Here is a 20,943-nt window from a genome sequence, read left to right as displayed (position 1 = left end):
GTGATGACCGTCGACATGATCTCAAAACCGCATGAGCGTCTCGCTGAAATTCTGGCGGGCGAGATGGAGGCCGTGAACGGGCTGATCCGCACGCGGATGGCATCGGACCATGCGCCACGCATCCCGGAAGTGACGCGGCATCTGGTCGAAGCAGGTGGAAAACGCCTGCGCCCGATGCTGACACTGGCCGCAGCACGCCTGTTTGGCTATTCCGGCGACCATCACGTGCGCCTTGCCGCGACGGTCGAGTTCATTCACACCGCCACCCTGCTGCATGACGACGTCGTGGATGAAAGCGCACAGCGACGGGGCCGCCCGACCGCCAATCTGCTTTGGGACAACAAATCCAGTGTTCTGGTTGGCGATTACCTGTTTTCACGCAGTTTCCAGCTGATGGTGGAAACGGGCTCGCTGCGCGTTCTGGATATTCTGGCCAATGCCTCTGCAACCATTGCCGAAGGCGAAGTGCTGCAAATGACGGCTGCAACCGATCTGCGTACGGATGAAAGCGTTTACCTTCAGGTCGTGCGCGGCAAGACGGCGGCATTGTTTTCAGCCGCGACCGAAGTGGGCGGCGTGATCGCAGGTGCCTCGGAAGCGCAGGTCAAAGCGCTTTTCGACTATGGCGATTCACTGGGCATCGCGTTCCAGATTGCCGATGACCTGCTGGATTATCAGGGCGACAGCAAGGCAACCGGGAAGAATGTTGGCGATGACTTCCGTGAACGGAAACTGACCCTGCCCGTCATCAAAGCCGTGGCGCAATCCACGCCGGAAGAACGCGCCTTCTGGGAACGTACGATCGAAAAGGGCCGCCAACAGGACGGGGATCTGGATCAGGCGCTGGGTCTGATGAACAAATACGCCACGCTGGAAGAAACCCGGCAAGACGCTTTGGGTTGGGCAAACAAGGCCAAAGCCGCTTTGGATGTATTGCCTGACCACGATATTCGCAGTCTGCTGCGCGAATTGGCCGATTACGTGGTTTCACGTCTCAACTGAGCTGCGTGGCGCGGCACCACCAATCAGGATGGGCTGCGCCGATCTCATAGGCCGCAAAATGCGCGTCTTTCATCGTCGGATACAACGCAAAACAGGTTGATCCTGACCCTGACATGCGCACCATGAGCGCGCGATTGGTCATCTGCAACTCGTCCAACACCTGCTCGATCTCAGGTGCGATGTTCATGGCGGGCACCTGCAGATCGTTGCGTTGATTGCGCAGCCACTGGGCGCACTCATCAGCATTGTCAAACTCAGGCATGCTTTCAGGCATTAGCGGGTTGTCTCTGGACGCCAGCGCGTTGAAAACGGCACCGGTGGGCACCTGGACATTTGGGTTGACTAAAAGGGCGGGCAGGTGCGGAAGGTTCACCGCCGTCAAACGATCGCCAATGCCCTGCATTCTGATCGCCCGACCTTCCAGGCAGACGGGGACATCCGCCCCCAATGACAACGGCAGGCCCCGCGGAAGGTCGTGGCCCTGATCTGCCAGGGCCCCAAGCGTGGCCGCGGCATCAGACGACCCTCCGCCAATGCCCGCCCCATGGGGCAAGGACTTGGTCAGTTGAATATGACCGGTCCAACCGACAGCTTCTGCCGCCTTCCAGACCAGATTTCGGCTGTCCGTGGGGACTCCGCCGGCAAACTCGCCGCGCACGTCCATGGACAATTCGGGGCCGGGGGTGAATGTCAGCCGATCACCCAGATCGGCGAATACAACCAGCGAATCCAACAGGTGATAGCCGTCGTCTCGACGGCCAGTCACATGAAGGGTCAGGTTGATCTTGGCGGGCGCAAACGCCTTAATTTCCATTTGCGACTTTCAATGGCTCCGAACCTTCTTCGGCCAGAACGGCATCCAGCCCGACTTCGATCTTGCGCCGGATTCGATCCGGATCGGCTTCGCCGTCGGTGTCTTCCGGGTCGATGAAGGACAAGGCGCGGCTCCACTGGAACTCGGCCTCGCGCGCGCGCCCGACAGCCCAATAGACGTCACCCAGATGATCGTTGACCACCGGATCCACCGGCATCAGCTCAACCGCACGTTCCATGTGTTCGACGGCCTCGTCGTAACGCCCCAGACGGAACAGTACCCAGCCCAGACTGTCCACAATATAGCCACTGTCCGGACGCGCAGCTACTGCGCGCTCGATCATATCCAATGCTTCATCCAGCTTTTCTTTGCGCTCAACCAGAGAATACCCAAGGTAATTCAGAACCTGAGGTTGATCCGGGTTTAGTTCCAGCGCCCGGCGGAAATCAGCTTCGGCCTGATCCCAGTGCTTCAGCCTTTCATGACTGATGCCACGTGCGTAATGCAGGAACCAATTCCCACCCGCCGCGCTATCCGTCAGCGCGATCGCAGTGTCATAAGAGGCCACGGCAGCGGCATAGTTTTCCTGTCGGCGCTGCAAATCTGCCAAAGCGACATGCACACCCGGAAAATCAGGATCCTGCGCAGCCAGGTTCTGCAACACCTCGACGGCCGCATCGGTTTTTCCCGAACGGTCCAGAACTTCGGCGCGGCCCAATTCGGCCGCATGGTGATCGTTGCTGTCCGCCGGGACTTGGCGGTATGCCTCAACCGCCAGATCATATTGCTGCAAGTTGTCCAGCAGATCCGCGCTCAGCAAAATGGCATCCACATGATCGGGGCGCAGGAAACTGGCCAGGCGTGCGTACAGCAGAACGTAATCGGCTGATGCTTCGCTGTTCAATGCGGCACCGACGGTGAAAAAAATCTCGGCCATGCCGTCCTGAGCGGATCGGACATGGGTGAACGGCAATGTTTCACCCGCCGCCAACTGGCTCAAATACGACTCGATGGTCGGGTCACTGCCCGCCACAAACACATCGTCCAGAAACTGAACGGCGTCTTCGTTGCGATCCAGCTGCGAAAGAATCTCGGTGCGGGCCAAAGCAGCACGACGAGAGAACCGGGCAACCGTTCCATCATTGTCGGCAAGTATCGCCTCGGCGCCTTCGAAATCACCGATAGACGCCAATGCCATCGCCTTGTGGTAAAGCGCGAACTCCCTGAGACCATCCTGTGTCGCGACAGAATCGAACTGTTCCATCGCCTTGGTCATCTCACCCTGCCCCAGATGGGCCCAGGCGATCATCAGGCCGTCAACAAGGGGACCAACACCCTGTGTTTCAGGGTCACGGGCCAGCAGGTCGTCAAATTTCCCATCGGTGATCAGATTGGCCGAAATTACCATACGCGCAGCCTGGCTGGGCAGGTTTGCTTCCTCGATCTGCTGGGCGATCGGCAGCGCGCGCGCCACTTCCCCCAAGGCGATGCGTGCAACGACAACGCTTTCCTGCAACAGCGCATTTTGGGGATCAAACCTGAGAGCCTGAGCGTAGTATCTTTCAGCGGCAGAATAGTCGTTTTCGTAAATCGCCTGCCGCCCGGCCAGATAAGACCCGGCGCCCGTTTCCGAATAGGCCGGAACTGCGACCGACGACATGAACAGCACGGACAAAGCCGCGCGACGAACCAGGGAAAACACCGAAATCCTGCCTTGCTATCGTTGACTGAGGCGTAAGCTAGGGCTTCGGCAGGCAAGAGGCAATGGCAGAGCCTTCACAGCGCAGCCATTGCCCGTTTTTTGCTTACATGTTCGGATAGTTTGGACCGTCGCCGCCCTGCGGTGTGGTCCAGGTGATGTTCTGGCTGGGATCCTTGATGTCGCAGGTTTTGCAGTGAACGCAGTTCTGGAAGTTGATGACGAATCGCGGGCCGTTCTCATCCTCGACCACTTCATACACACCTGCCGGGCAATACCGCTGTGCCGGCTCATCGTATTTAGGCAGGTTGACCTTCACGGGGATCTCGGGATCGGCCAGACGCAGGTGGCAGGGCTGGCTTTCCTCGTGGTTTGTCGCTGCGAACGAGACATTCGTCAGACGATCGAAGGACAGCGTTCCATCCGGCTTTGGATATTCGATTGGCTGGTGCTTGCTGGCATCCTCGGTCGATTCCGCGTCGTTCTTGCCATGGCCCAACGTGCCGAACAGCGAAAAGCCAAACGTGTTGGTCCACATGTCCAGACCACCCAACATCAGGCTGGCGGTCAGACCCCATTTCGACCACATCGGCTTGACATTGCGAACCTTTTTCAGGTCGGAACCAATCGCACCATTGCGAACTTCGGTCTCGTAAGCCGTCAGCTCATCGCCCGAACGCTCGGCCTTGATCGCTTCGAAAGCAGCCTCGGCCGCAGCTTTGCCCGACAGCATAGCGTTGTGGTTGCCTTTGATGCGCGGCACGTTGACCATGCCCGCCGAACAGCCCAACAGCGCCACGCCCGGCGCGACCAGTTTCGGCATCGACTGATAGCCGCCTTCCGTAATCGCACGGGCGCCGTAAGCGACCCGCTTGCCGCCTTTCAGCAGATCGGCCACCATCGGATGGTGCTTGAAATGCTGGAACTCCATATAGGGGTACAGATGCGGGTTCTTATAATTCAGGTGCACCACGAAGCCGACATAGACCTGATTATTTTCAAGATGATAGATGAAGGATCCGCCGCCTGCGTTGCTGCCCAAAGGCCAGCCCATCGTGTGCGTCACGCTGCCTTCCTTGTGCTTGGCAGGGTCGATCTCCCAGATCTCTTTCATGCCGACACCGTATTTCTGCGGCTCTTTGCCCGCAGACAGGTCGTATTTGGCGATCACTTCCTTGGACAGCGACCCGCGCACACCTTCTGACAGAAAGACATATTTGCCGTGCAGCTCCATCCCCGGTTCGGTGTTGGGGCCGTAGGAACCGTCTGCCTCCAGACCAAAAACGCCTGCTACCACGCCTTTGACTTCGCCATTGTCGCCATAGACCATTTCCGAGCACGCCATGCCCGGAAAGATCTCGACACCCAGTTCTTCGGCCTGTTCCGCCATCCAGCGGCACACATTGCCCATCGAAACGATGTAGTTGCCGTGGTTGTGCATCAGCGGCGGCATCGGGAAGTTCGGGATGCGGACCTGGCCTGCTTCACCCAGCATGTAGAACTTGTCGTCCTTCACGGGCACATTCAGCGGCGCGCCTTTTTCCTTCCAATCCGGGATCAGCGCGTCCAGACCACAGGGATCAAGAACCGCGCCCGACAGGATATGCGCGCCAACCTCGGAACCCTTTTCCAGAACGACAACGTTCAGGTCGGCATCCAGCTGTTTCAGACGGATGGCCGCCGACAGGCCCGCAGGTCCTGCACCCACGATCACCACATCGTATTCCATCGCTTCGCGTTCAATCTCGGCCATCGCGGGCTCCCTAGCTAACTTTCCGAATTGGCGCTGTCACCGCATGATCTGCGCAATTTTGTTTCACGGCTGATTACATGGTCGGAAAGACATTGGTCAATCGAAACACGGCGTAACAAGGGCGCTATTCGACACATCACCCCTCTGGTGCATCACCCATCAGGTACCTGGGACCGCTACCATGCGATTTTGCCCGGTCATCGGGGTTGTAGAGCGCACATTTCGGCAGGCTCAGACACCCGCATCCGATGCAGCCATCCAGATTGTCGCGCAACCGCATCAGGGTGTCGATTCGCTGATCCAGATGGACCCTCAGCTGTACGCTGATTGCCTTCCAGTCCTGGGGCGTCGGCGTGCGGTTTCCTGGCAGGTCCGACAGCACCTGACGGATTTCAGGCAGGGTCAGGCCGAACTGCTGCGCAATCATGACAAAGCTCAGTCGCCGAATATCGGCCCGCTGATAGCGTCGCTGTCCGCCCGCGTTGCGCCAGGGCGAAATCAGACCCTGCGCTTCGTAATACCGGATGGCCGACACGGCCAGACCTGTGCGCCGGGCCAATGCGCCAATCGCCAGCCCCTCTGATACCGCCATCAAACCCTCATGAAAAATTCCTTGACCTAAAGTTAGGTTTAGAAATTAAGCTGAGTCGGGACAAGCCAAAAAACACAGGAGATCCCATGATGGCGACGCTTGAACACACCAACTTCACTGTCCGCGACCCGAAAGCCTCGGCCGATTGGATGCAAAAGGTCTTTGGCTGGAAGACCCGTTGGGAAGGCCCCGCAATTGCCGGCGGATACACCGTGCATGTCGGCTCGGCCCATACGTATCTGGCGCTTTACAAACCTGATGACCCGAAACAGTCGGATGAAAGCAGCTATGATGTGATCGGCGGGCTGAACCACGTGGGTGTTCTGGTCGAAGACATCGATGCCACCGAAGATAAGGTTCGCAAGGCAGGATTCGAGCCCCACAACCATGCCGATTACGAACCAGGGCGCCGGTTCTATTTTCGCGATGACAACGGGATCGAGTTCGAAGTGGTGCAATATGATTGAGATGATTTGGCTTTGCACCCCATCGCAGCGTTGGCGCAGGTCGCGGCATCCGGATCATCGGCACAGGCCCCACCCCAAATCAAAACGGCGCGAAGTCGCGAATTGACCGCTGCTGACGCTGTCACCTCTTGCAATTCACGTGGCATTTGGGTCAGGTAACTGCCAATCTAACATTCGCCCCGACGCTCCTGTGCGGCGGGGCGACTCAATTTATGCGTGGACGTAGAGAGTATGGAAAAGATCCCGATGACGCCTGCGGGCAATGCCGCGCTCGAGGCTGAGCTGAAGAACCTCAAATCCGTTGAACGCCCGGCGATCATCGAAGCCATCGCCTCGGCGCGCGAGCTGGGGGACCTGAAGGAAAACGCCGAATATCATTCAGCCCGCGAAAAACAGGGCTTCATCGAAGGTCGCATCAAGGAACTGGAAGGTATTCTGTCGCTGGCCGATGTCATCGATCCGGCAAAATTGTCGGGTGCGGTCAAGTTTGGCGCAAAAGTCACATTGGTCGACGAAGATACTGATGAAGAAAAGACCTGGCAGATCGTTGGTGAATACGAGGCCAATATCGAAAACGGCCTGCTGAACATCAAATCCCCCATCGCCCGCGCCCTGATCGGCAAAGATGAAGGGGACAGTGTCGAAGTGCGCACCCCCGGAGGCGTGCGCTCTTACGAAATCCTGAGTATCGAGTACGCCTGACCGGAGCGCATGTAATGTCGGGGCCAAAACCTGACCCGGAAACCGAAAAGCCGACGTCGCTGGGCATCTATGATCGCCCGAAGACTCCGGCTGTCACCGAAATCGAGATTGCCGCACTGGTACTCAGCCTGATCTGGCTGGTGGTGTCGGTCGTCTTTCTCGTGCTGCCCGGTCAGGGGCAGAACGGCGGCTTTGTCGTCGCCTTTCTGGCCGTGTTCATGCCCGTGGCGATGATCTGGGTTGCGGCCACCGCGATGCGCGCCAGCCGTGTGATGCGAGAGGAAAGTGCGCGGTTGCAAACGGCAATCGACGCGATCCGGCAGGCCTATGTGGCGCAGCAGCAGCGCGCCTCCAGCACCTATGAACCTGCGGTGACAAAAAAGCTGGATGAAATCGCTGCGGCCACACGGAAAACCGAAGACGCCTTGGCAACGTTCTCGACCAAACGCACAGCGCGCTCTGCAACGGCCGCGCAGAGTTCCGCTCAGGGCGACCAGACCTCGTTGGAGCTGGGCACACCTGCGGAAGAGATCACACCGCCGCTGAGTACCGAGGTTTTCATCCGCGCCCTGAACTTCCCCGAAACGCAGGATGACACCGAGGGGTTCAATGCGCTGCGTGTTGCATTGAAGGACCGCAAGACGGCACAGCTTGTGCAAGCTTCGCAGGATGTTCTGACGCTGCTCAGCCAGGAAGGCATCTACATGGATGACCTGCGGCCCGACAAGGCCCGACCAGAAATCTGGCGCCAGTTCGCCCAGGGCACACGCGGGCGCGCCGTGGCGGCGCTGGGGGGGGTACGCGACAGATCCTCACTTGCGCTGACGGCAGCCCGGATGAAACAGGATCCGATTTTCCGCGACGCCGCGCACCATTTCCTGCGCCGGTTTGACAAGATGATGGCCGAGTTCGAACCCACGGCAAGCGATGCGGAACTGAGTGAACTGGGTGAAACCCGAACGGCCCGCGCATTCATGTTGCTGGGTCGCGTGGCGGGCACGTTTGATTAATCCGCCCCGACAATCCACGACATTTTGGTCGCGCTGCTGAAATTGAACAGATACTTTAGCGGTCCGGTTTTTTCTTGACCCCGGGGCTGGAATCCCTCGCGCTCGTAAAGGCTGCGGGCGCGGGGGTTCGTGTCGATGACATCAAGCTGAACCTCTGAGATGTCTCGGTTGCGGGCCTCGGACTTGATGGCATTCAGCAATGCCGTGCCCACTCCTTTGCCGCGCGCCTCGGCAGCGACAAAAATACCATCCATCTGGAACACGCCCGGTTTCAGTTCGCGCTCCAGCACGCTCAGAACCAAGGCGCGCCAGGTCGCCCCGAACCAGCCATAGACCCGAGCCAGATCAGACATATTGCCCCCCGCAAAAGAGCCGTCGCGTGTCTTGAAACCTGCCAGCCCCAGCATCCGGCCCGCTTCATCCCGTGCAACCAGCGCGAAATCCGGGTTCAATGCGATTTCAAAGAAAGCCAGTCCTTTTTCGTCCGGCCCCATGACTTTGCCCAGCTTTGCCGCAAATGCCTGCCAGAACAGTACCGCCGCTTGCGCGCGTTCCTGATCGGCGAACCCTCTGGAAATCGTGACCGTCACAACCCGAAACTTCCATAAGGAAGGAACCGGACCATATCGCCCGGTTTGACATGGCGCGCACCGTCCTCGATTTCAACCAACCCTTCAGCCCAGCTGAGGCCACTGATCCGGCCTGATCCTTCCGAGTGGAAGACCTCGGCCCGCCCGTCCCGCATTCGGGCGCGCAGATATTCCCGGCGACCGGGCTTCTTGCGCTTTTCAAAGGCGGCAGGCACTTCGAAACCTTGCGGTTCAGCCCAGCCTTCGCCGGACATCAGCCCCAAGGCCGGACGCGCGAAGATCAACGTACAGACCATGGCGGCAACCGGATTTCCGGGCAGGCCAAACACCGGCACGCCAGACCACAAACCCAAAGCCAGCGGCCGCCCGGGTTTCAACGCAATGCGCCAGTGCTGCATCGCTCCGGCCTGGCGCAAAAGGGCCGAAACATGGTCTTCGTCACCCGCTGACGCGCCGCCACTGGTCAAAATCACATCCGCCTGCTCTGCGGCCTGATCCAATCGATCCCGCAAGGCGTCCCGATCATCCGAAACACGCCCCATATCCACGGGTACGAACCCCATATGATCGATCAAGGACAGCAGCATCGGGCGATTGGCGTCGAAAATCTGACCCGGACCAGCGTTCTCTCCGGCTTCGACCAATTCATCGCCCGTAGAGACCACGGCCACGCGAAGCGGTTTGCGCACGTTGACTTCGGCAATCCCCACGGCAGACAGCAGCGCAAGATCGGCAGGGGTCAGCCTGCGCCCGGCAGGAAGGGCGATATCGCCTGCGGCCACATCTTCTCCCGCGCGCCGTGTGTTGGCGCCTTTTTTCAGCGGGCCGTGGAAGGCTATGTGGCCGTCCTTGACCGTGACATCCTCTTCCAGAATGACCGTGTCGACACCGGCGGGCAGCGCCGCCCCCGTCAGCACGCGCAAGGCCCGGCCTTCAGGCACGTCACCGTCGAACGGGATCCCTGCCGCCGCGCGCCCGTCAACCAATGGCATGATCTGTGGGCCATCAGGGGCGGGACCGGCAAACCCGTACCCATCCACGGCCGAATTCGGTTGCGGCGGATTCGAGCGTCGGGCGACCACATCCCCGGTCAGAACGCGCCCGCATGCCAGGGTCAGCGCCATCGTCTCAGACGCGGTAATCGGGTGCAGCCTGTCACGCAAACAGGCCAGCGCCTCATCCACCGGTGTCCAGTTGACCCCGGCGGGCAACGCGAAGCAATCGTTCCGCAACGGGGGCGGGGCTATGTTCGGCTTGTCCTGAGGTACACCCAATATCCAACCTTCCTCTGCCGCTGAGACGTTCAATTGCGCATCCAACTCCTGCTCTGTCAAACGCGACAGAGTCAAGGCGACCTGTTCAACCTGCCAGGCATCCTTGATCCGCCCATCCGGTGCAGCGCCAAGGATCAAAGACGGCCAGATTTCCACGAAGGCAACAGGTTTATCCAGCGGCTCGAACGGCCAGACCGAGATTTGCCCGGCAAACCGGTGGCGAAGCCGGTTCAGAATCGGCAGCCCCATCATGACTTGGCCACCAACCGCGCCTGCCCCTGCCATCTGCCAGCAGGTGAAGCTTCCTTTTGCCAAAGTCTCAACGACACGACGGTTCGGGAACGGGTTGGAATAGTCCGATTTGGTACGCGGCAGGCCGTTAATATCTCGGCGCAATCCATTCATCCAGAACGGACCACGGCCGCCAAACTGAAGGTTGATCCGACCCGCCAGATCAAAGCGGTTGTTGGCCTTCGGAGAATCCTCGACTTGTTGGTCGAACCAATCCCACAACACCAGCGGATCGTCCGTTCCGGTCATCGCCCGTGCGAAGCCGCAAGGATATCCAAAAGGAAAATCGAACCCAAGAAGCAGACGGCGACCGGCCTTAAGCTCGGCCCGGATCAGAGCATCCAACCTCTGCTCGGCTATCCGCCTGTTGCGCAGGTATTCGGGGTCAAACGCTTTTCCGTTTCGTGCAATGCAGGCCCAAATCGCATCCTTGCGCGGGGTCGGCCCGGTGTCGTTTCCGCCAGACCAATCCACCATTGCAAAGGTCTGGAACAGGCTCACAAACCAACCTCTTTCAGGATGAAGTCAACAATCCCGGCAGTATCGTCCAGATCATAGACCGGGCGGTCCAAATCCAGCGGAGTGTCGCTGGCCACGGCCCGAATGGTCGTGTTCTTTGGGGCCATCAGCGCATGGCCCGCCTCAGCGCGGAAAGCTTCGATCTTGGGATGGTCTTCGCGCTTGAAACCTTCAATCAGCACCAGATCAACCGGTGAAAGCCGGGCCAACAGATCGGCCAAAGGGGGCTCTGGCGTGCCGCGCAGCTCTTGCATCATGGCAATGCGCTGACCTGAGGCAAGCAGAACTTCACTGGCCCCTGCCATGCGGTGGCGGTGACTGTCGGTGCCGGGTTGATCCACATCGACACTGTGATGCGCATGTTTGACAGTCGACACCGTAAAGCCACGGCCTGTGATCTCGGCCACCAGCCGTTCCATCAGTCCGGTTTTGCCAGCATTCTTCCAGCCGGTGACGCCAAAGACCCTCATGCCTGCTCCAACAATGTTCGGGCGTGAACCAGATCTTCCGGCGTGTTGACGTTGAAGAACGGGTCAAACGGGTCGGCGTCGAACAAAGCCTCGCGCCCATCATGTTTATCGGTCCACAGCACCACCTTGCGCAGCCCGTCCGTCAGCGCCACCCGCAGATCGTCGCGCAGCGCTACCGGCCAGAGGCCAAAGGTCGGATGCCGGTTAACCCGCTTGCCACCGCCGGATTTCAGCGCCTCGTCCCCGGTGCGCGGGGTTGTGGCCAGAACCAGAGGGTGCACCTGCCCCGCTGCCGCATCTTGCAACCGCACCACTAAATCGCGCGGGAAGAATGGCGTGTCTGCAGCGGCGGTCACAATGCTGTCCGCGCCTCGCTCTGCCGCCCAGTCGAGCCCGGCCAAAACCCCGGCCAAAGGCCCCGCAAACCCTTCGATTGTGTCAGGAAGCACAGGCAGGTTCAGGTCCGAAAACCGCTCGGGGTCGCCGTTGGCGTTCAGAGCCAGCCCACTGACCTGTGGGGACAAACGGTCAATCACATGTGAGAGCAAGCTTTGCCCATTGATCTGCAACAGGCCCTTGTCACCGCCGCCCATCCGGGTCGCCTGTCCACCTGCGAGGATAATGCCGAGGGGTTTGGTCATGATTGGTCCTCGATGTCAGGCCATCTTTTGAGCTTGGTCATAGGCAAAAGAACAGAAACGAGAAAGACAACCAAAAGAACCAAATAAGAAACTCTTGGTGAAATTGACAAAGAAGCGTCAAGCCATTGCGCAATGTGCACCGATCCAAAAGTTAGAACTATGAACGTTCCAGGAGCTACAAAGCACCAGAACACCAAGCGATACATCCGCGCTGATAGTTCTACTGTTGGAATGTGGGCAATTGCTTTTGGCAACCCTTGTATCGCCACGCGCTGAAGGTCTTGCTGTTGCAGTTGGTAGTCTAGCCCAACGGACTGCCATCCAGGCATCCATACGGCAAGGGTTTCCCAGCCACTTACGAACCTGCGGCTTTTCCAGCCCAAAACACTGAGCGTGTCTTCATCAAGCACTCCCATGCCATCGACCAGCGTTTTTTTACAGAGTTCATAGCGACGATGGGCGCGGAGCATCAGCCAAAGCAACCCGATAGAAATCACAAACGGTGGGATCAAGAGAAAGAAATACATCGCGCTCATCCCGCACTCTTCCGACGATGCTTCTTGTCTTCGACCGCAACGGTTGACGGATCCACGTCGCGCAACAGGCGGTCCTCGCCCGACAGGCAGACAAAGCGCTGTCCGCGCATCCGACCAATCAAAGTCAGCCCAACCTCGCGCGCGATCTCGACGCCCCAAGCGGTGAAACCCGAACGAGACGCTAATACAGGAATACCCATCATAGCCGTTTTGATCACCATCTCGGATGTCAGGCGACCTGTAGTGTAAAGGATCTTGTCCACCGCACCCTCGCCTTCGGACAACATCCAACCTGCGATCTTGTCGACGGCGTTGTGGCGGCCCACATCCTCCATATAGACCAGCGGGCGGTTTTCACGGCACAGGACCGTGCCGTGAATCGCTCCGGCTTCGAGGTACAGCGACGGAGTGCGGTTGATCTTCGAGGCCAGATCATACAGCCAGGAAGTTCGCACCTGAACCTGTGGCAGTTGTACGTCTTCCAGGCCTTCCATCATGTCGCCAAACACAGTACCCACGGCACACCCACTGGTGCGGGTCTTTTTCTTCAGTTTGTCTTCATAAGATGTTTCGCGCGCGGTTCGGACGATCACGGTTTCAAGGTCGTCGTCATATTCCACGCGCGTGATTTCATCATCCGACAGCAGCATCCCCTGATTGCGCAGAAAGCCCAGCGCAAGATATTCGGGATAATCGCCAATCGTCATCGCCGTCACGATTTCCTGCGAATTGAGAAAGATCGTAAGCGGGCGTTCCTCGACCACAGAAATCTGGCTGATTTCACCGTTCTGATCCACACCCTCGACCGCTCGGGTCAGGCGCATCGCAGCCGGATCAGGGGCGATAAGATAGTCCGACAGATCGAATTCCGTGGCCAATTGCAACCCCTTCCCAAGACAGTTACTGCTGCATGAATCACCATAGGATTTAGCCATGGCCTCTGCCACATCCAAGTCATACTTCTGGAAAGGTTTTCGGGATGGGACGCCGTTTGTCTTCGTCGCCGTGCCCTTTGGCCTTCTGTTCGGTGTTTTTGCGACCGAAGCCGGGTTGACCCTTGTCCAGACGATGGCTTTTACATCGACCGTTTTTGCAGGTGCCGCGCAATTCGCGGCGTTGCAATTGTTGCAGGACAACACCCCGACCGTGATCATCATAGTCTCGGCGCTGGCTGTGAATCTGCGTATGGCGATGTATTCCGCATCACTGACACCTTACCTGGGTTCCGCGCCCATGTGGCAGCGTGCCTTTGCGGCATACCTGACCGTGGATCAATCTTATGCCTGCTCGATCGTGCGGTTCGAGAAAGAGCCCGACCTGTCAGTGCCGCAACGGATGGCTTATTTCGTGGGCTCTGTCACGCCGATCACACCGCTCTGGATTCTGGGCACTTATCTGGGCGCAGTGCTGGGTGCGCAAATACCGGAAAGCTGGGCACTGGATTTTGCCCTGCCGATCACCTTTCTGGCCATGATGGGGCCGATGATGCGGACCTTTGCACATGTGGTCGCGGCCCTTGTGGCCATTGCGGTATCTTTGCTGACCGTCGTAATCCCGTTCAATCTGGGCCTGTTGATCGCCGGATGCGCTGGAATGATTGCCGGAGCACAGGCGGAACTGATCCTCGAACGTAGAAAGACGCAGTTATGACTCAGCCCAATTCCGTCACCATCTGGGCCATTATCATCGGGCTTGCCATAGGCAGCTATGCGCTGCGCTTTGTCTTTATCGGTTTTGTGGGTGATCGCCCGATGCCGCCTTGGCTGCTGCGTCACCTGCGATATACAGCAGTGGCCATCCTTCCTGCATTGATCGCACCGCTGGTCGTTTGGCCCTCTGCCACCGAAGGGCAACCTGATCTGCCACGTATGTCGGCGGCAGCCGTTGCCCTGGCGGTAGGAGTGATCAGCAAAAACGTGATAGCGGCCATCTTTTCCGGGGCCGCCACGCTCTATGGTCTGCTTTATCTACTGAGTTGAGACAGCGTCGAGCTGGTTGAGACGCGCATTGTTTGCCGCCAAACCTTTTTGCAGATCCGCATCGTCATTTTCCCGATATTCTTCGGTCACGACGCCCGGAATCTGCGCGAACTGTTCCGACAGGTTCACCGGATAGAACGTCACATCAATCTGCTCGAACCCCGGTACCTGCTTCAACAGTTGGGAAGTCGAGTTGGTGCAGAACGCGCCAGCGACCGGACCGGATTGCTTTGCCAGTTGCAAGGCGATTTCAGCCTGTTGCGGGCTCACCTGAATGGTCTGTATGCGGGCATAATGCGTCTCGCGCGCGTGCGAGCTGCGATAAGCTCGTTCGACCGCCGGGGTAATGCCGTAAAGCACATCATCCTTCACCGGAACCACATCCGCCCGGAAGGAACCGGCAGGGTCAAAGATCACCCGCTCGCTGCCCGAGATCATCAACGACGTATGCGCGCCCGATCCGGTGCGTGTGTTGATCATTGTGTACAGCGTCAGGGTCGCTGGCCCCGGATCACGGTAGGACCGGGACACGATTTCGTTCCGATCCGCCTGTGGTCGGTTCGAATTGGCGCAGCCCGCCACTGTCGCTGCCAGCAAGCAAGCAATCAATATCCTGAGCAAGTCAGCCCCCGAAACAATTAGGAGGCGAAAACCGCCAGGAACAGGCAAAGGAAGGCAATGGCGACCACACACCACGTGGTGGCTTTGATGAAACCGTTGAATGTCTTGGTTTGGACCGTGATGTCCATTTCGCCGTGCTTGTGTTCAGCCATGAGTCTCAGATTCCCAATTCGCGTGTTTGATCTGTTGGATAATAGAAAACAGAAGGCCTGTCACCACGTCATTCGCGCGCAGGACGCTGTTACTTGAGAACCGAACAACCGGGATACCCGAACCCCCACCGCCAGGGCAGGCCGCTGCACGGCCCGCCACCGAATCGCACCGCCCCGTACATTGCATCCGCAGTGATCGCGTGCACGCTGCGAATCTGTTCAGGCGACATGTCGTACTGGTCGGCATAGTCCTCGGCATGGTTGTCTCCGTGCTGCACCACACAGGCGTGCAAGGCGTCATCTGCTGCCAGACGTGCCTCATAGCTTTCGCTGGCTGTCTCTGCACCGCCAGCATTGTGATATGCCCGGTCGTGGATGACGCAGCAGTACTCCCACGGCGGGTGCTCTTGATATAGCGCGCCAACCTGTGGGAATTGCTTTGCCACCCAGCGCCAACTGGCTGACAACCCGCCTGAACAGCCATCGGTTTCAAACGGCGTCAGTTCGGCGTCCTTGCTTTGCTCGATCAGGGCGCGGTGGCCCGGCATCTCAAATCCGCGCATCAGATCCTGTGCCCATGCCGACAGTGGCAGCAGAGACAGAAACAGCGCCATGTTAAGGACTTTCATCGCGCATTGCCTCTGTATCGACCTGCAATCCAAAGGTGGTTGCCAGCCACAGCAACAGCCGCTCGCCCGGCCCCATTTCAGCGCGGACGCGCAAAACCTCATTGGCCATGGCCGGGCGGTCGGTAATCAAACCATCCACACCCATCGAGGCCATCCTGGACATCTGCAACGGATCATTCACCGTCCAGACATAGATATCCTTACCAGCGTCCTGCACTTTGCGGATCAGCCCAGGTGTAACCATGCCTGCATTGACGGCGACAAATTCACCTTCCAGCCCCGACAGATCCCCAATGGCCGTGGCCGCCAGCACACCAGAGCGCCAGTCGGGCCGCAACTTTTCCATCTTTTGCACGGCCGGGTATTTCAGCGACATGGTGGCAACGTCGTTCTGCATCCCTAGCTCTTCGACAAGGCCGATCACCCGATTTTCCAGATCGACGTCGTGACCATAATATTTCAGCTCGATAAGAACCTTCGACTTGCCCTTGGCCGCTTCCAGAACCTCTCGCAGGGTCGGGGTCCGCTCTGCGGCGTATTCCGGTCCGAACCAGCTGCCAATGTCGATATCAGCAACATCCTGCATCGTCGCATCCCAGACCTTCAGGTTGACGCCGGCCAACTTCATGAAATCGCTGTCATGGGCCACGACAACTACATCATCCGCCGTTTCCTGAACGTCTATCTCAACCCAGTCCGCTCCATCCTCGATCGCTTTCAGGACCGAGGCCATTGTGTTTTCAGGTCGCAAGGCCGCAGCGCCCCGATGGCCGATGACCTCGGCTTGATCCGGCGCCTGCACGCGTTCCAGCAAGCTTTGCCCAAGCCAGAAGCCCACGCCCAATGCGGCCAAGGCCGTCGCGACAGTGACAAGAACCGGCACGCGAATCCTTCGGGGTTCGGGATGGGGAACGTCCTTGGTCTCAGCTTCAAAGAAGCCGTCCAGCAAGACCGCCAATGCGCCCAGCGCCGTCGCCGCCAGAACCAACCCCGCCAGGGACCAAAGCCCCGCAATGATCAGGCTGAGGATCAACGCCAGTCTGAGGCTGCCGCCTTCCTGCAAGGGCACAACTGCAAACAACAGACTGGCCACCGCCGCGATCAAAGCTGCAATCACAAGCCGCAGTCCCAGCCAAAGGGCAAGCTCGATCTTCAAACGCCCGCGCTTGCCTTCCATCTTTTGTTCGCTTTTCGCAAATGCTCCGCGTGGTGAGGCCCCCTCGAACAGGACCAGATGCAACGCCAGCGCCCATCCCGACAGACGGCGGATCAACACCCATGCCAACGCAAGAACGACAAGCCCGATCAGTACCACAGCCACCTGAAAGGCCGGAGGGTGGAATGTCAGGTAATAGTTGATGTCATATTCCGTCAGCGTCCACCATGCGATCAACCCCGCGACGGCCACAAACGGCAGGGCAAGCAGCAGGACGCGCAGGATGAACCGAACGGCAAATCCGAACAGCGCCGGAAAGCGGGACAGGTTCAGTGCGAATGCCGCACTGCCTGCGCGCCAAGGGTCATTTTCTCCCATACGCAAGGACCCGGCCATGACCGCGAACACAATAACCTCAGCCAGCAAAAACAGACTGAGTACCGCAACACCCGCAATGAACCCTGCCGGAGACAGCAGGAACATCGCAATGTCCTGATCGGTCAGAGCGGTCTGATTTGACAGTGAGACCGCCAGATTGACCGCCACAGCCACACCCGGCGCGATCAGCGCCACCAGCAGCAAGCGCACAGCGACATAAATTGGCACAAAGACCCGGCGCCGTTCCCAGGCACCTGCATAGGCATGTGTTACTGCTTGAAAAAATCTTGTCACGTGGGCGCCTCCGGACTGATGCAGTCATTCAAAGGCGCGCAAGCGTGAATTGCAAGTCAGCTGTCTTCCAGATCCGCCGCCAGACGGAAACCGATGCGGTTGGCGGGTTTGTCCTCGACCGATTTGGGCAGGGCGCGCAGCATCACGTTCAACTGGCTGACATGCTGCACCAATTGCGTGCGGGCCCCGGTTCCGTCGGATCCGTAAAAGGTGATCATGTCGGGGTCGAAATACCCCATCCCTTCGATCCGCATGACGCCGGCATCGCCGCCGGTAAAGCCCATGGCGACTTCGTGATCGCCGTCCAGCGTCTTTTCAAAGTTCTGGATATACATGATCAAACGCTCGTAAGCCCATTGCGCCGGGCTTTTGTTGGCAACAGGCTTTTTCAACCCCTCGGGCAGGTCCTTGGCTCCGGATTCGGCATTGGGATCCGCGTGCACCTCGTGACACCGCGGCAAAGCGGCGGCTTCGGCGGCCTCGGCCGAGGTTTCGATCTGGTCCTGCATTCTTCTACCCTTTGCGCTGGTACAGCCATGCCCCGTCAGCGCGTTGCGTCCGGGTTACCGCACCAATGTGGTAGAGATGATTCACATGCGCAACCGCCTCAACCAGCGCAAGCCCATATTCGCCTTCGCGGATCGTGCGTTTGAACAGGGGCAGAAAACAATCTGCGGCCGCTCTGGGTTGATCTAGATGTTTCAACAGGCGGCCCAACGCGCCGTGGTGGTTGTCGATCAGCTGTTTCATCCTCAGCGGCAGGCCCGAAAACGGCAGCTTGTGCCCGCCCAGAACCAGATGATCGGGCCGGGCAAGCGCCTGCAGCCGCTCGCAGGCCTCCAGCCACGCTGAAACCGGATCGGCCATCGGTTCCGTGGCATAGACGCCCAGATTGGGACTGATCGAGCTGAGGATCTGATCGCCGCTCAACACTAGATTGTCGTCACGGCTCCAGAAGGTGGCGTGTTCCGGCGCGTGGCCATTGCCCATATGCACATCCCAGTCGCGCCCTCCCATTCGGATCACGTCGCCCTGCTTGATCCGGGCAAAGCCCAGCGGCATGGGGTAAACCGTGTCGGCAAAGTTGAACGGACGATCCTTCATCCGCGCATTTAGAACCTCGGGTGCCATGCCGGCGCTGCGATAGAAATCAAGCGTTTCCTGCGGCCATGTCTCTTGCACATCCAGCGTCAGCATCCGCGCGAACAGCCATGAGGTGCGGCTTGTGACCAGCTCAGCCCCGTGTTCCGACTGAAACCACCCGGCATTGCCGACATGGTCTGGATGATGATGCGTCACCACAACACGGGTGATCGGTTTGCCTTTCAAAGGCCCGCCCATCAGGGTTTCCCAGATACGCCGCGTCTTGTTTGACGACAGCCCGGTGTCAATCACCGTCCAACCTTCGCCATCGTCCAGCGCGTAGATATTGACGTGATCCAGCGCCATCGGAAGAGGCAGGCGCATCCACAGTACACCCTCGGCAACTTCGACGGCTTCACCCGGCGCGGGCGGTTCAGCCCACGGATATCTGATCCCCGATACGCGATCCCCGTCCATCACGCCGCCAACTCATCCGGGCTGAGCGAAAAGAGGTCACCCGCACCGCTTTGCACCCGCGTCAGAAGCCCGGAATGCTCGGGTAACAAGGCGTTGATGTAGTAGCGCGCCAGTTTGGCCCGCGGTCCTTCCGGATCGGCCAGTGCCGCGGACAGGTGATAATGCCCGCCAAGAACCCGGGCAAACGCCTGAAGATAGGACGTTGCGCCTGCAAATCGGTCGTTCATGTCGTCTTGTGCCACCAACCATTCGGTTGCCTCGCGCAGGGTTTCTGTTGCTTCCCACACTGGACCGGCCAGATCGGGCATCGTCGCGCGCGCGCGCTCGGCCTGTTCTTCGATCTCGTCCAGAAGGTTCGACGCCGCCTCGCCCCCGTCCATCATTTTGCGTGCAACAAGGTCCATGGCCTGAATGCCGTCGGTTCCCTCGTAAATCGCGGTCACGCGAACATCGCGGGAATATTGCGCCGCGCCTGTTTCTTCGACAAAGCCCATTCCGCCATGCACCTGTACGCCGGTTTCGGCCACGCGTATCCCGGTCCGGGCCCCAAAGTTCTTGCCGATTGGCGTCAACAACGCGGCCCGCGCGGCCCAATCGGCGTCGCCGGTGGCTTTCGCCATGTCAATCGCGGTCGCATTGGCCAGAAGAATAGCCCGAGCGGCAAAGATATCGGCGCGCATATCCATGATCATGCGACGCACATCCGCATGATCGATGATCGTACCAGAAGGCGTCCTGCCCTGCTTGCGTTCCAGCGCATAGGCCAAAGCGTGCTGATAGGCGCCTTCCGCAACGCCCACACCCTGGCCACCCACGCCCAGGCGGGCGTTGTTCATCATGGTGAACATGGCCGCCATACCGCCATGTTCCTTACCGACAAGCCATCCTTTGGCGCCGTCATATTGCATCACGCAGGTGGGTGAGCCATGCAGGCCCATCTTGTGTTCGACGGAAACAACCTTAAGGTCGTTGGCCAGGCCGGGATTGCCATCCGCATCGGGGATGTATTTCGGCACCAGAAACAAGGAAATGCCCTTGGTGCCGGGCACACCATCCGGCAGACGGGCCAGAACCAGATGGCAGACATTTTCAGCAAAGTCGTTGTCGCCCCAAGAGATGAAGATCTTCTGCCCGGTCACCGAGTATGTGCCATCACCATTTGGCTCGGCCTTCGAGGTCAGCGCACCCACATCCGATCCGGCCTGAGCTTCGGTCAGGTTCATGGTCGCAGACCACTCACCCGAAATCATTTTGGGCAGATACAGCGACTTCAATTCGTCGCTGGCGTGGTGTTCCAACGCCTCGATCTGGCCCTGCGCCATCAGCGGAGCAAGTTGCAGCGAAAGGCAAGCGGCGCTCATCATCTCGTTCACGGCAGTGGTGACAGCCATCGGCAGGCCCATTCCGCCGAATTGGGGATCAGCGCTGATCCCGATCCACCCGCCTTCGGCAATCGCCTTCCAGCCATCGGCATAACCCGGAGAGCTGCGCAGCACGCCATTCTCAAGCCGAGCCGGTTCCAGATCACCGGCACGCTGCAACGGGGCCAGAACCTCTTCGCTCATCTTGGCCGCTTCGGTCAGGATGGCCGTGACGACATCGGCGCTGGCATCTTCGAAAATCTCGGTGGCGGCGACCTGGTCGAACCCGACGACATGGTCCAGCAGAAATTGATAATCTGAGATTGGGGCGCGATATGGCATGATTTCTCTCGGGGTCTAACGGATCAGAATACATCGGCGGGCTTGGAATCAAATGCAAGCGCCGGTAAGCGTGTGGGCCTGAACCGATTACGTACCTTACCTCAAGTTCCA

General features: G+C 59.0%; 23 protein-coding genes. 6 read left to right on the top strand and 17 right to left on the bottom strand.

The genetic code is table 11. From position 1 onward, the window contains the following. Positions 1 to 3: 3 nt before the first annotated feature. Positions 4 to 1,002, top strand: a complete 999-nt coding sequence (locus ACR0LI_RS13945) for a polyprenyl synthetase family protein (RefSeq protein WP_480621367.1) — start codon at positions 4 to 6, stop codon at positions 1,000 to 1,002. Here ACR0LI_RS13945 and ACR0LI_RS13940 read toward each other — a convergent pair. From ACR0LI_RS13940 to soxR, 4 genes are all read right to left on the bottom strand, one after another. After that, positions 995 to 1,816 carry a 4-(cytidine 5'-diphospho)-2-C-methyl-D-erythritol kinase gene (locus tag ACR0LI_RS13940; RefSeq protein WP_171634980.1) on the bottom strand — a complete coding sequence of 274 codons (822 nt, stop codon included), beginning with the start codon at positions 1,814 to 1,816 and terminating at the stop codon, positions 995 to 997. The two genes, ACR0LI_RS13945 and ACR0LI_RS13940, sit on opposite strands and share 8 nt — an antisense overlap. Further along, positions 1,806 to 3,476 (bottom strand): tetratricopeptide repeat protein, encoded by a 1,671-nt coding sequence (locus tag ACR0LI_RS13935; RefSeq protein ID WP_171724352.1) that lies wholly within the window; start codon positions 3,474 to 3,476, stop codon positions 1,806 to 1,808. The genes ACR0LI_RS13940 and ACR0LI_RS13935 overlap by 11 nt, the downstream gene beginning before the upstream one ends. A 145-nt stretch (positions 3,477 to 3,621) precedes the next feature. Beyond that, positions 3,622 to 5,268, bottom strand: a complete 1,647-nt coding sequence (locus ACR0LI_RS13930) for an electron transfer flavoprotein-ubiquinone oxidoreductase (RefSeq protein ID WP_480718703.1) — start codon at positions 5,266 to 5,268, stop codon at positions 3,622 to 3,624. 136 nt (positions 5,269 to 5,404) lie between these two features. Then, on the bottom strand, positions 5,405 to 5,860 hold the full coding sequence (gene soxR / locus ACR0LI_RS13925; protein ID WP_480718702.1) for a redox-sensitive transcriptional activator SoxR: 456 nt from the start codon (positions 5,858 to 5,860) through the stop codon (positions 5,405 to 5,407). 86 nt (positions 5,861 to 5,946) lie between these two features. On the opposite strand from soxR, the gene ACR0LI_RS13920 reads away from it, so the two are divergent. The 3 genes from ACR0LI_RS13920 to ACR0LI_RS13910 all read left to right on the top strand — a co-directional run bounded on the left by ACR0LI_RS13920 (position 5,947) and on the right by ACR0LI_RS13910 (position 8,039). Further along, positions 5,947 to 6,327 carry a VOC family protein gene (locus ACR0LI_RS13920; RefSeq protein WP_171206067.1) on the top strand — a complete coding sequence of 127 codons (381 nt, stop codon included), beginning with the start codon at positions 5,947 to 5,949 and terminating at the stop codon, positions 6,325 to 6,327. Positions 6,328 to 6,558: 231 nt separating this feature from the next. Further along, positions 6,559 to 7,029 carry a transcription elongation factor GreA gene (greA, locus tag ACR0LI_RS13915; RefSeq protein ID WP_170346321.1) on the top strand — a complete coding sequence of 157 codons (471 nt, stop codon included), beginning with the start codon at positions 6,559 to 6,561 and terminating at the stop codon, positions 7,027 to 7,029. Positions 7,030 to 7,043: 14 nt separating this feature from the next. Further along, the gene (locus ACR0LI_RS13910) at positions 7,044 to 8,039 is read left to right on the top strand and encodes a hypothetical protein (protein ID WP_171634986.1); all 996 of its coding nucleotides are present in this window, start codon (positions 7,044 to 7,046) and stop codon (positions 8,037 to 8,039) included. Here the strand turns inward: ACR0LI_RS13910 and ACR0LI_RS13905 are convergent. From ACR0LI_RS13905 to ACR0LI_RS13880, 6 genes are read right to left on the bottom strand one after another with little or no spacing between them, the layout of a single operon-like run. Then, on the bottom strand, positions 8,036 to 8,629 hold the full coding sequence (locus tag ACR0LI_RS13905) for a GNAT family N-acetyltransferase (RefSeq protein WP_480718701.1): 594 nt from the start codon (positions 8,627 to 8,629) through the stop codon (positions 8,036 to 8,038). The genes ACR0LI_RS13910 and ACR0LI_RS13905 overlap by 4 nt on opposite strands. Continuing rightward, the gene (locus tag ACR0LI_RS13900; RefSeq protein ID WP_480718745.1) at positions 8,626 to 10,671 is read right to left on the bottom strand and encodes a molybdenum cofactor synthesis domain-containing protein; all 2,046 of its coding nucleotides are present in this window, start codon (positions 10,669 to 10,671) and stop codon (positions 8,626 to 8,628) included. Before ACR0LI_RS13900 ends, ACR0LI_RS13905 begins: the two co-directional genes overlap by 4 nt. A gap of 20 nt (positions 10,672 to 10,691) precedes the next feature. Next, on the bottom strand, positions 10,692 to 11,183 hold the full coding sequence (gene mobB, locus ACR0LI_RS13895; protein ID WP_480491862.1) for a molybdopterin-guanine dinucleotide biosynthesis protein B: 492 nt from the start codon (positions 11,181 to 11,183) through the stop codon (positions 10,692 to 10,694). Continuing rightward, positions 11,180 to 11,824: a molybdenum cofactor guanylyltransferase MobA gene (gene mobA / locus ACR0LI_RS13890; protein WP_480491861.1), complete on the bottom strand. Its 645-nt coding sequence runs from the start codon at positions 11,822 to 11,824 to the stop codon at positions 11,180 to 11,182. Before mobA ends, mobB begins: the two co-directional genes overlap by 4 nt. Then, the gene (locus tag ACR0LI_RS13885; RefSeq protein ID WP_480491859.1) at positions 11,821 to 12,360 is read right to left on the bottom strand and encodes a hypothetical protein; all 540 of its coding nucleotides are present in this window, start codon (positions 12,358 to 12,360) and stop codon (positions 11,821 to 11,823) included. Before ACR0LI_RS13885 ends, mobA begins: the two co-directional genes overlap by 4 nt. After that, positions 12,357 to 13,244: a formate dehydrogenase accessory sulfurtransferase FdhD gene (locus tag ACR0LI_RS13880; RefSeq protein ID WP_480491946.1), complete on the bottom strand. Its 888-nt coding sequence runs from the start codon at positions 13,242 to 13,244 to the stop codon at positions 12,357 to 12,359. Before ACR0LI_RS13880 ends, ACR0LI_RS13885 begins: the two co-directional genes overlap by 4 nt. A gap of 49 nt (positions 13,245 to 13,293) precedes the next feature. On the opposite strand from ACR0LI_RS13880, the gene ACR0LI_RS13875 reads away from it, so the two are divergent. Further along, complete coding sequence (locus ACR0LI_RS13875; protein ID WP_480718700.1) at positions 13,294 to 14,010, top strand: AzlC family ABC transporter permease; 717 nt, start codon at positions 13,294 to 13,296, stop codon at positions 14,008 to 14,010. Further along, positions 14,007 to 14,339 (top strand): AzlD domain-containing protein, encoded by a 333-nt coding sequence (locus ACR0LI_RS13870; protein WP_480491857.1) that lies wholly within the window; start codon positions 14,007 to 14,009, stop codon positions 14,337 to 14,339. The genes ACR0LI_RS13875 and ACR0LI_RS13870 overlap by 4 nt, the downstream gene beginning before the upstream one ends. On the opposite strand, the gene ACR0LI_RS13865 is transcribed toward ACR0LI_RS13870, so the two are convergent. From ACR0LI_RS13865 to ACR0LI_RS13835, 7 genes are all read right to left on the bottom strand, one after another. Then, entirely contained in the window at positions 14,328 to 14,960 is a 633-nt protein-coding gene (locus tag ACR0LI_RS13865; protein ID WP_171206074.1) for a hypothetical protein, read from the bottom strand. The genes ACR0LI_RS13870 and ACR0LI_RS13865 overlap by 12 nt on opposite strands. A gap of 17 nt (positions 14,961 to 14,977) precedes the next feature. Continuing rightward, positions 14,978 to 15,112 carry an aa3-type cytochrome c oxidase subunit IV gene (locus tag ACR0LI_RS13860; protein ID WP_050604020.1) on the bottom strand — a complete coding sequence of 45 codons (135 nt, stop codon included), beginning with the start codon at positions 15,110 to 15,112 and terminating at the stop codon, positions 14,978 to 14,980. Between the two features lie 89 nt (positions 15,113 to 15,201). Next, complete coding sequence (locus tag ACR0LI_RS13855) at positions 15,202 to 15,741, bottom strand: hypothetical protein (protein ID WP_171206075.1); 540 nt, start codon at positions 15,739 to 15,741, stop codon at positions 15,202 to 15,204. Further along, positions 15,728 to 17,569, bottom strand: coding sequence for a glycerophosphodiester phosphodiesterase (locus tag ACR0LI_RS13850; RefSeq protein ID WP_480718699.1), 1,842 nt, complete (start codon positions 17,567 to 17,569; stop codon positions 15,728 to 15,730). The genes ACR0LI_RS13855 and ACR0LI_RS13850 overlap by 14 nt, the downstream gene beginning before the upstream one ends. A 56-nt stretch (positions 17,570 to 17,625) precedes the next feature. Beyond that, positions 17,626 to 18,078, bottom strand: coding sequence for a DUF6173 family protein (locus tag ACR0LI_RS13845; RefSeq protein ID WP_170346311.1), 453 nt, complete (start codon positions 18,076 to 18,078; stop codon positions 17,626 to 17,628). A gap of 4 nt (positions 18,079 to 18,082) precedes the next feature. Continuing rightward, on the bottom strand, positions 18,083 to 19,129 hold the full coding sequence (locus tag ACR0LI_RS13840; RefSeq protein WP_210093398.1) for an MBL fold metallo-hydrolase: 1,047 nt from the start codon (positions 19,127 to 19,129) through the stop codon (positions 18,083 to 18,085). Then, entirely contained in the window at positions 19,129 to 20,832 is a 1,704-nt protein-coding gene (locus ACR0LI_RS13835; protein ID WP_171635005.1) for an acyl-CoA dehydrogenase, read from the bottom strand. Before ACR0LI_RS13835 ends, ACR0LI_RS13840 begins: the two co-directional genes overlap by 1 nt. Positions 20,833 to 20,943 lie beyond the last annotated feature (111 nt).

It is taken from the genome of Ruegeria sp. CL7, assembly GCF_056536445.1.
The sequence above is the reverse complement of the archived record's forward strand: the minus strand, read 5'-3'. Positions and strand labels throughout refer to the sequence as shown.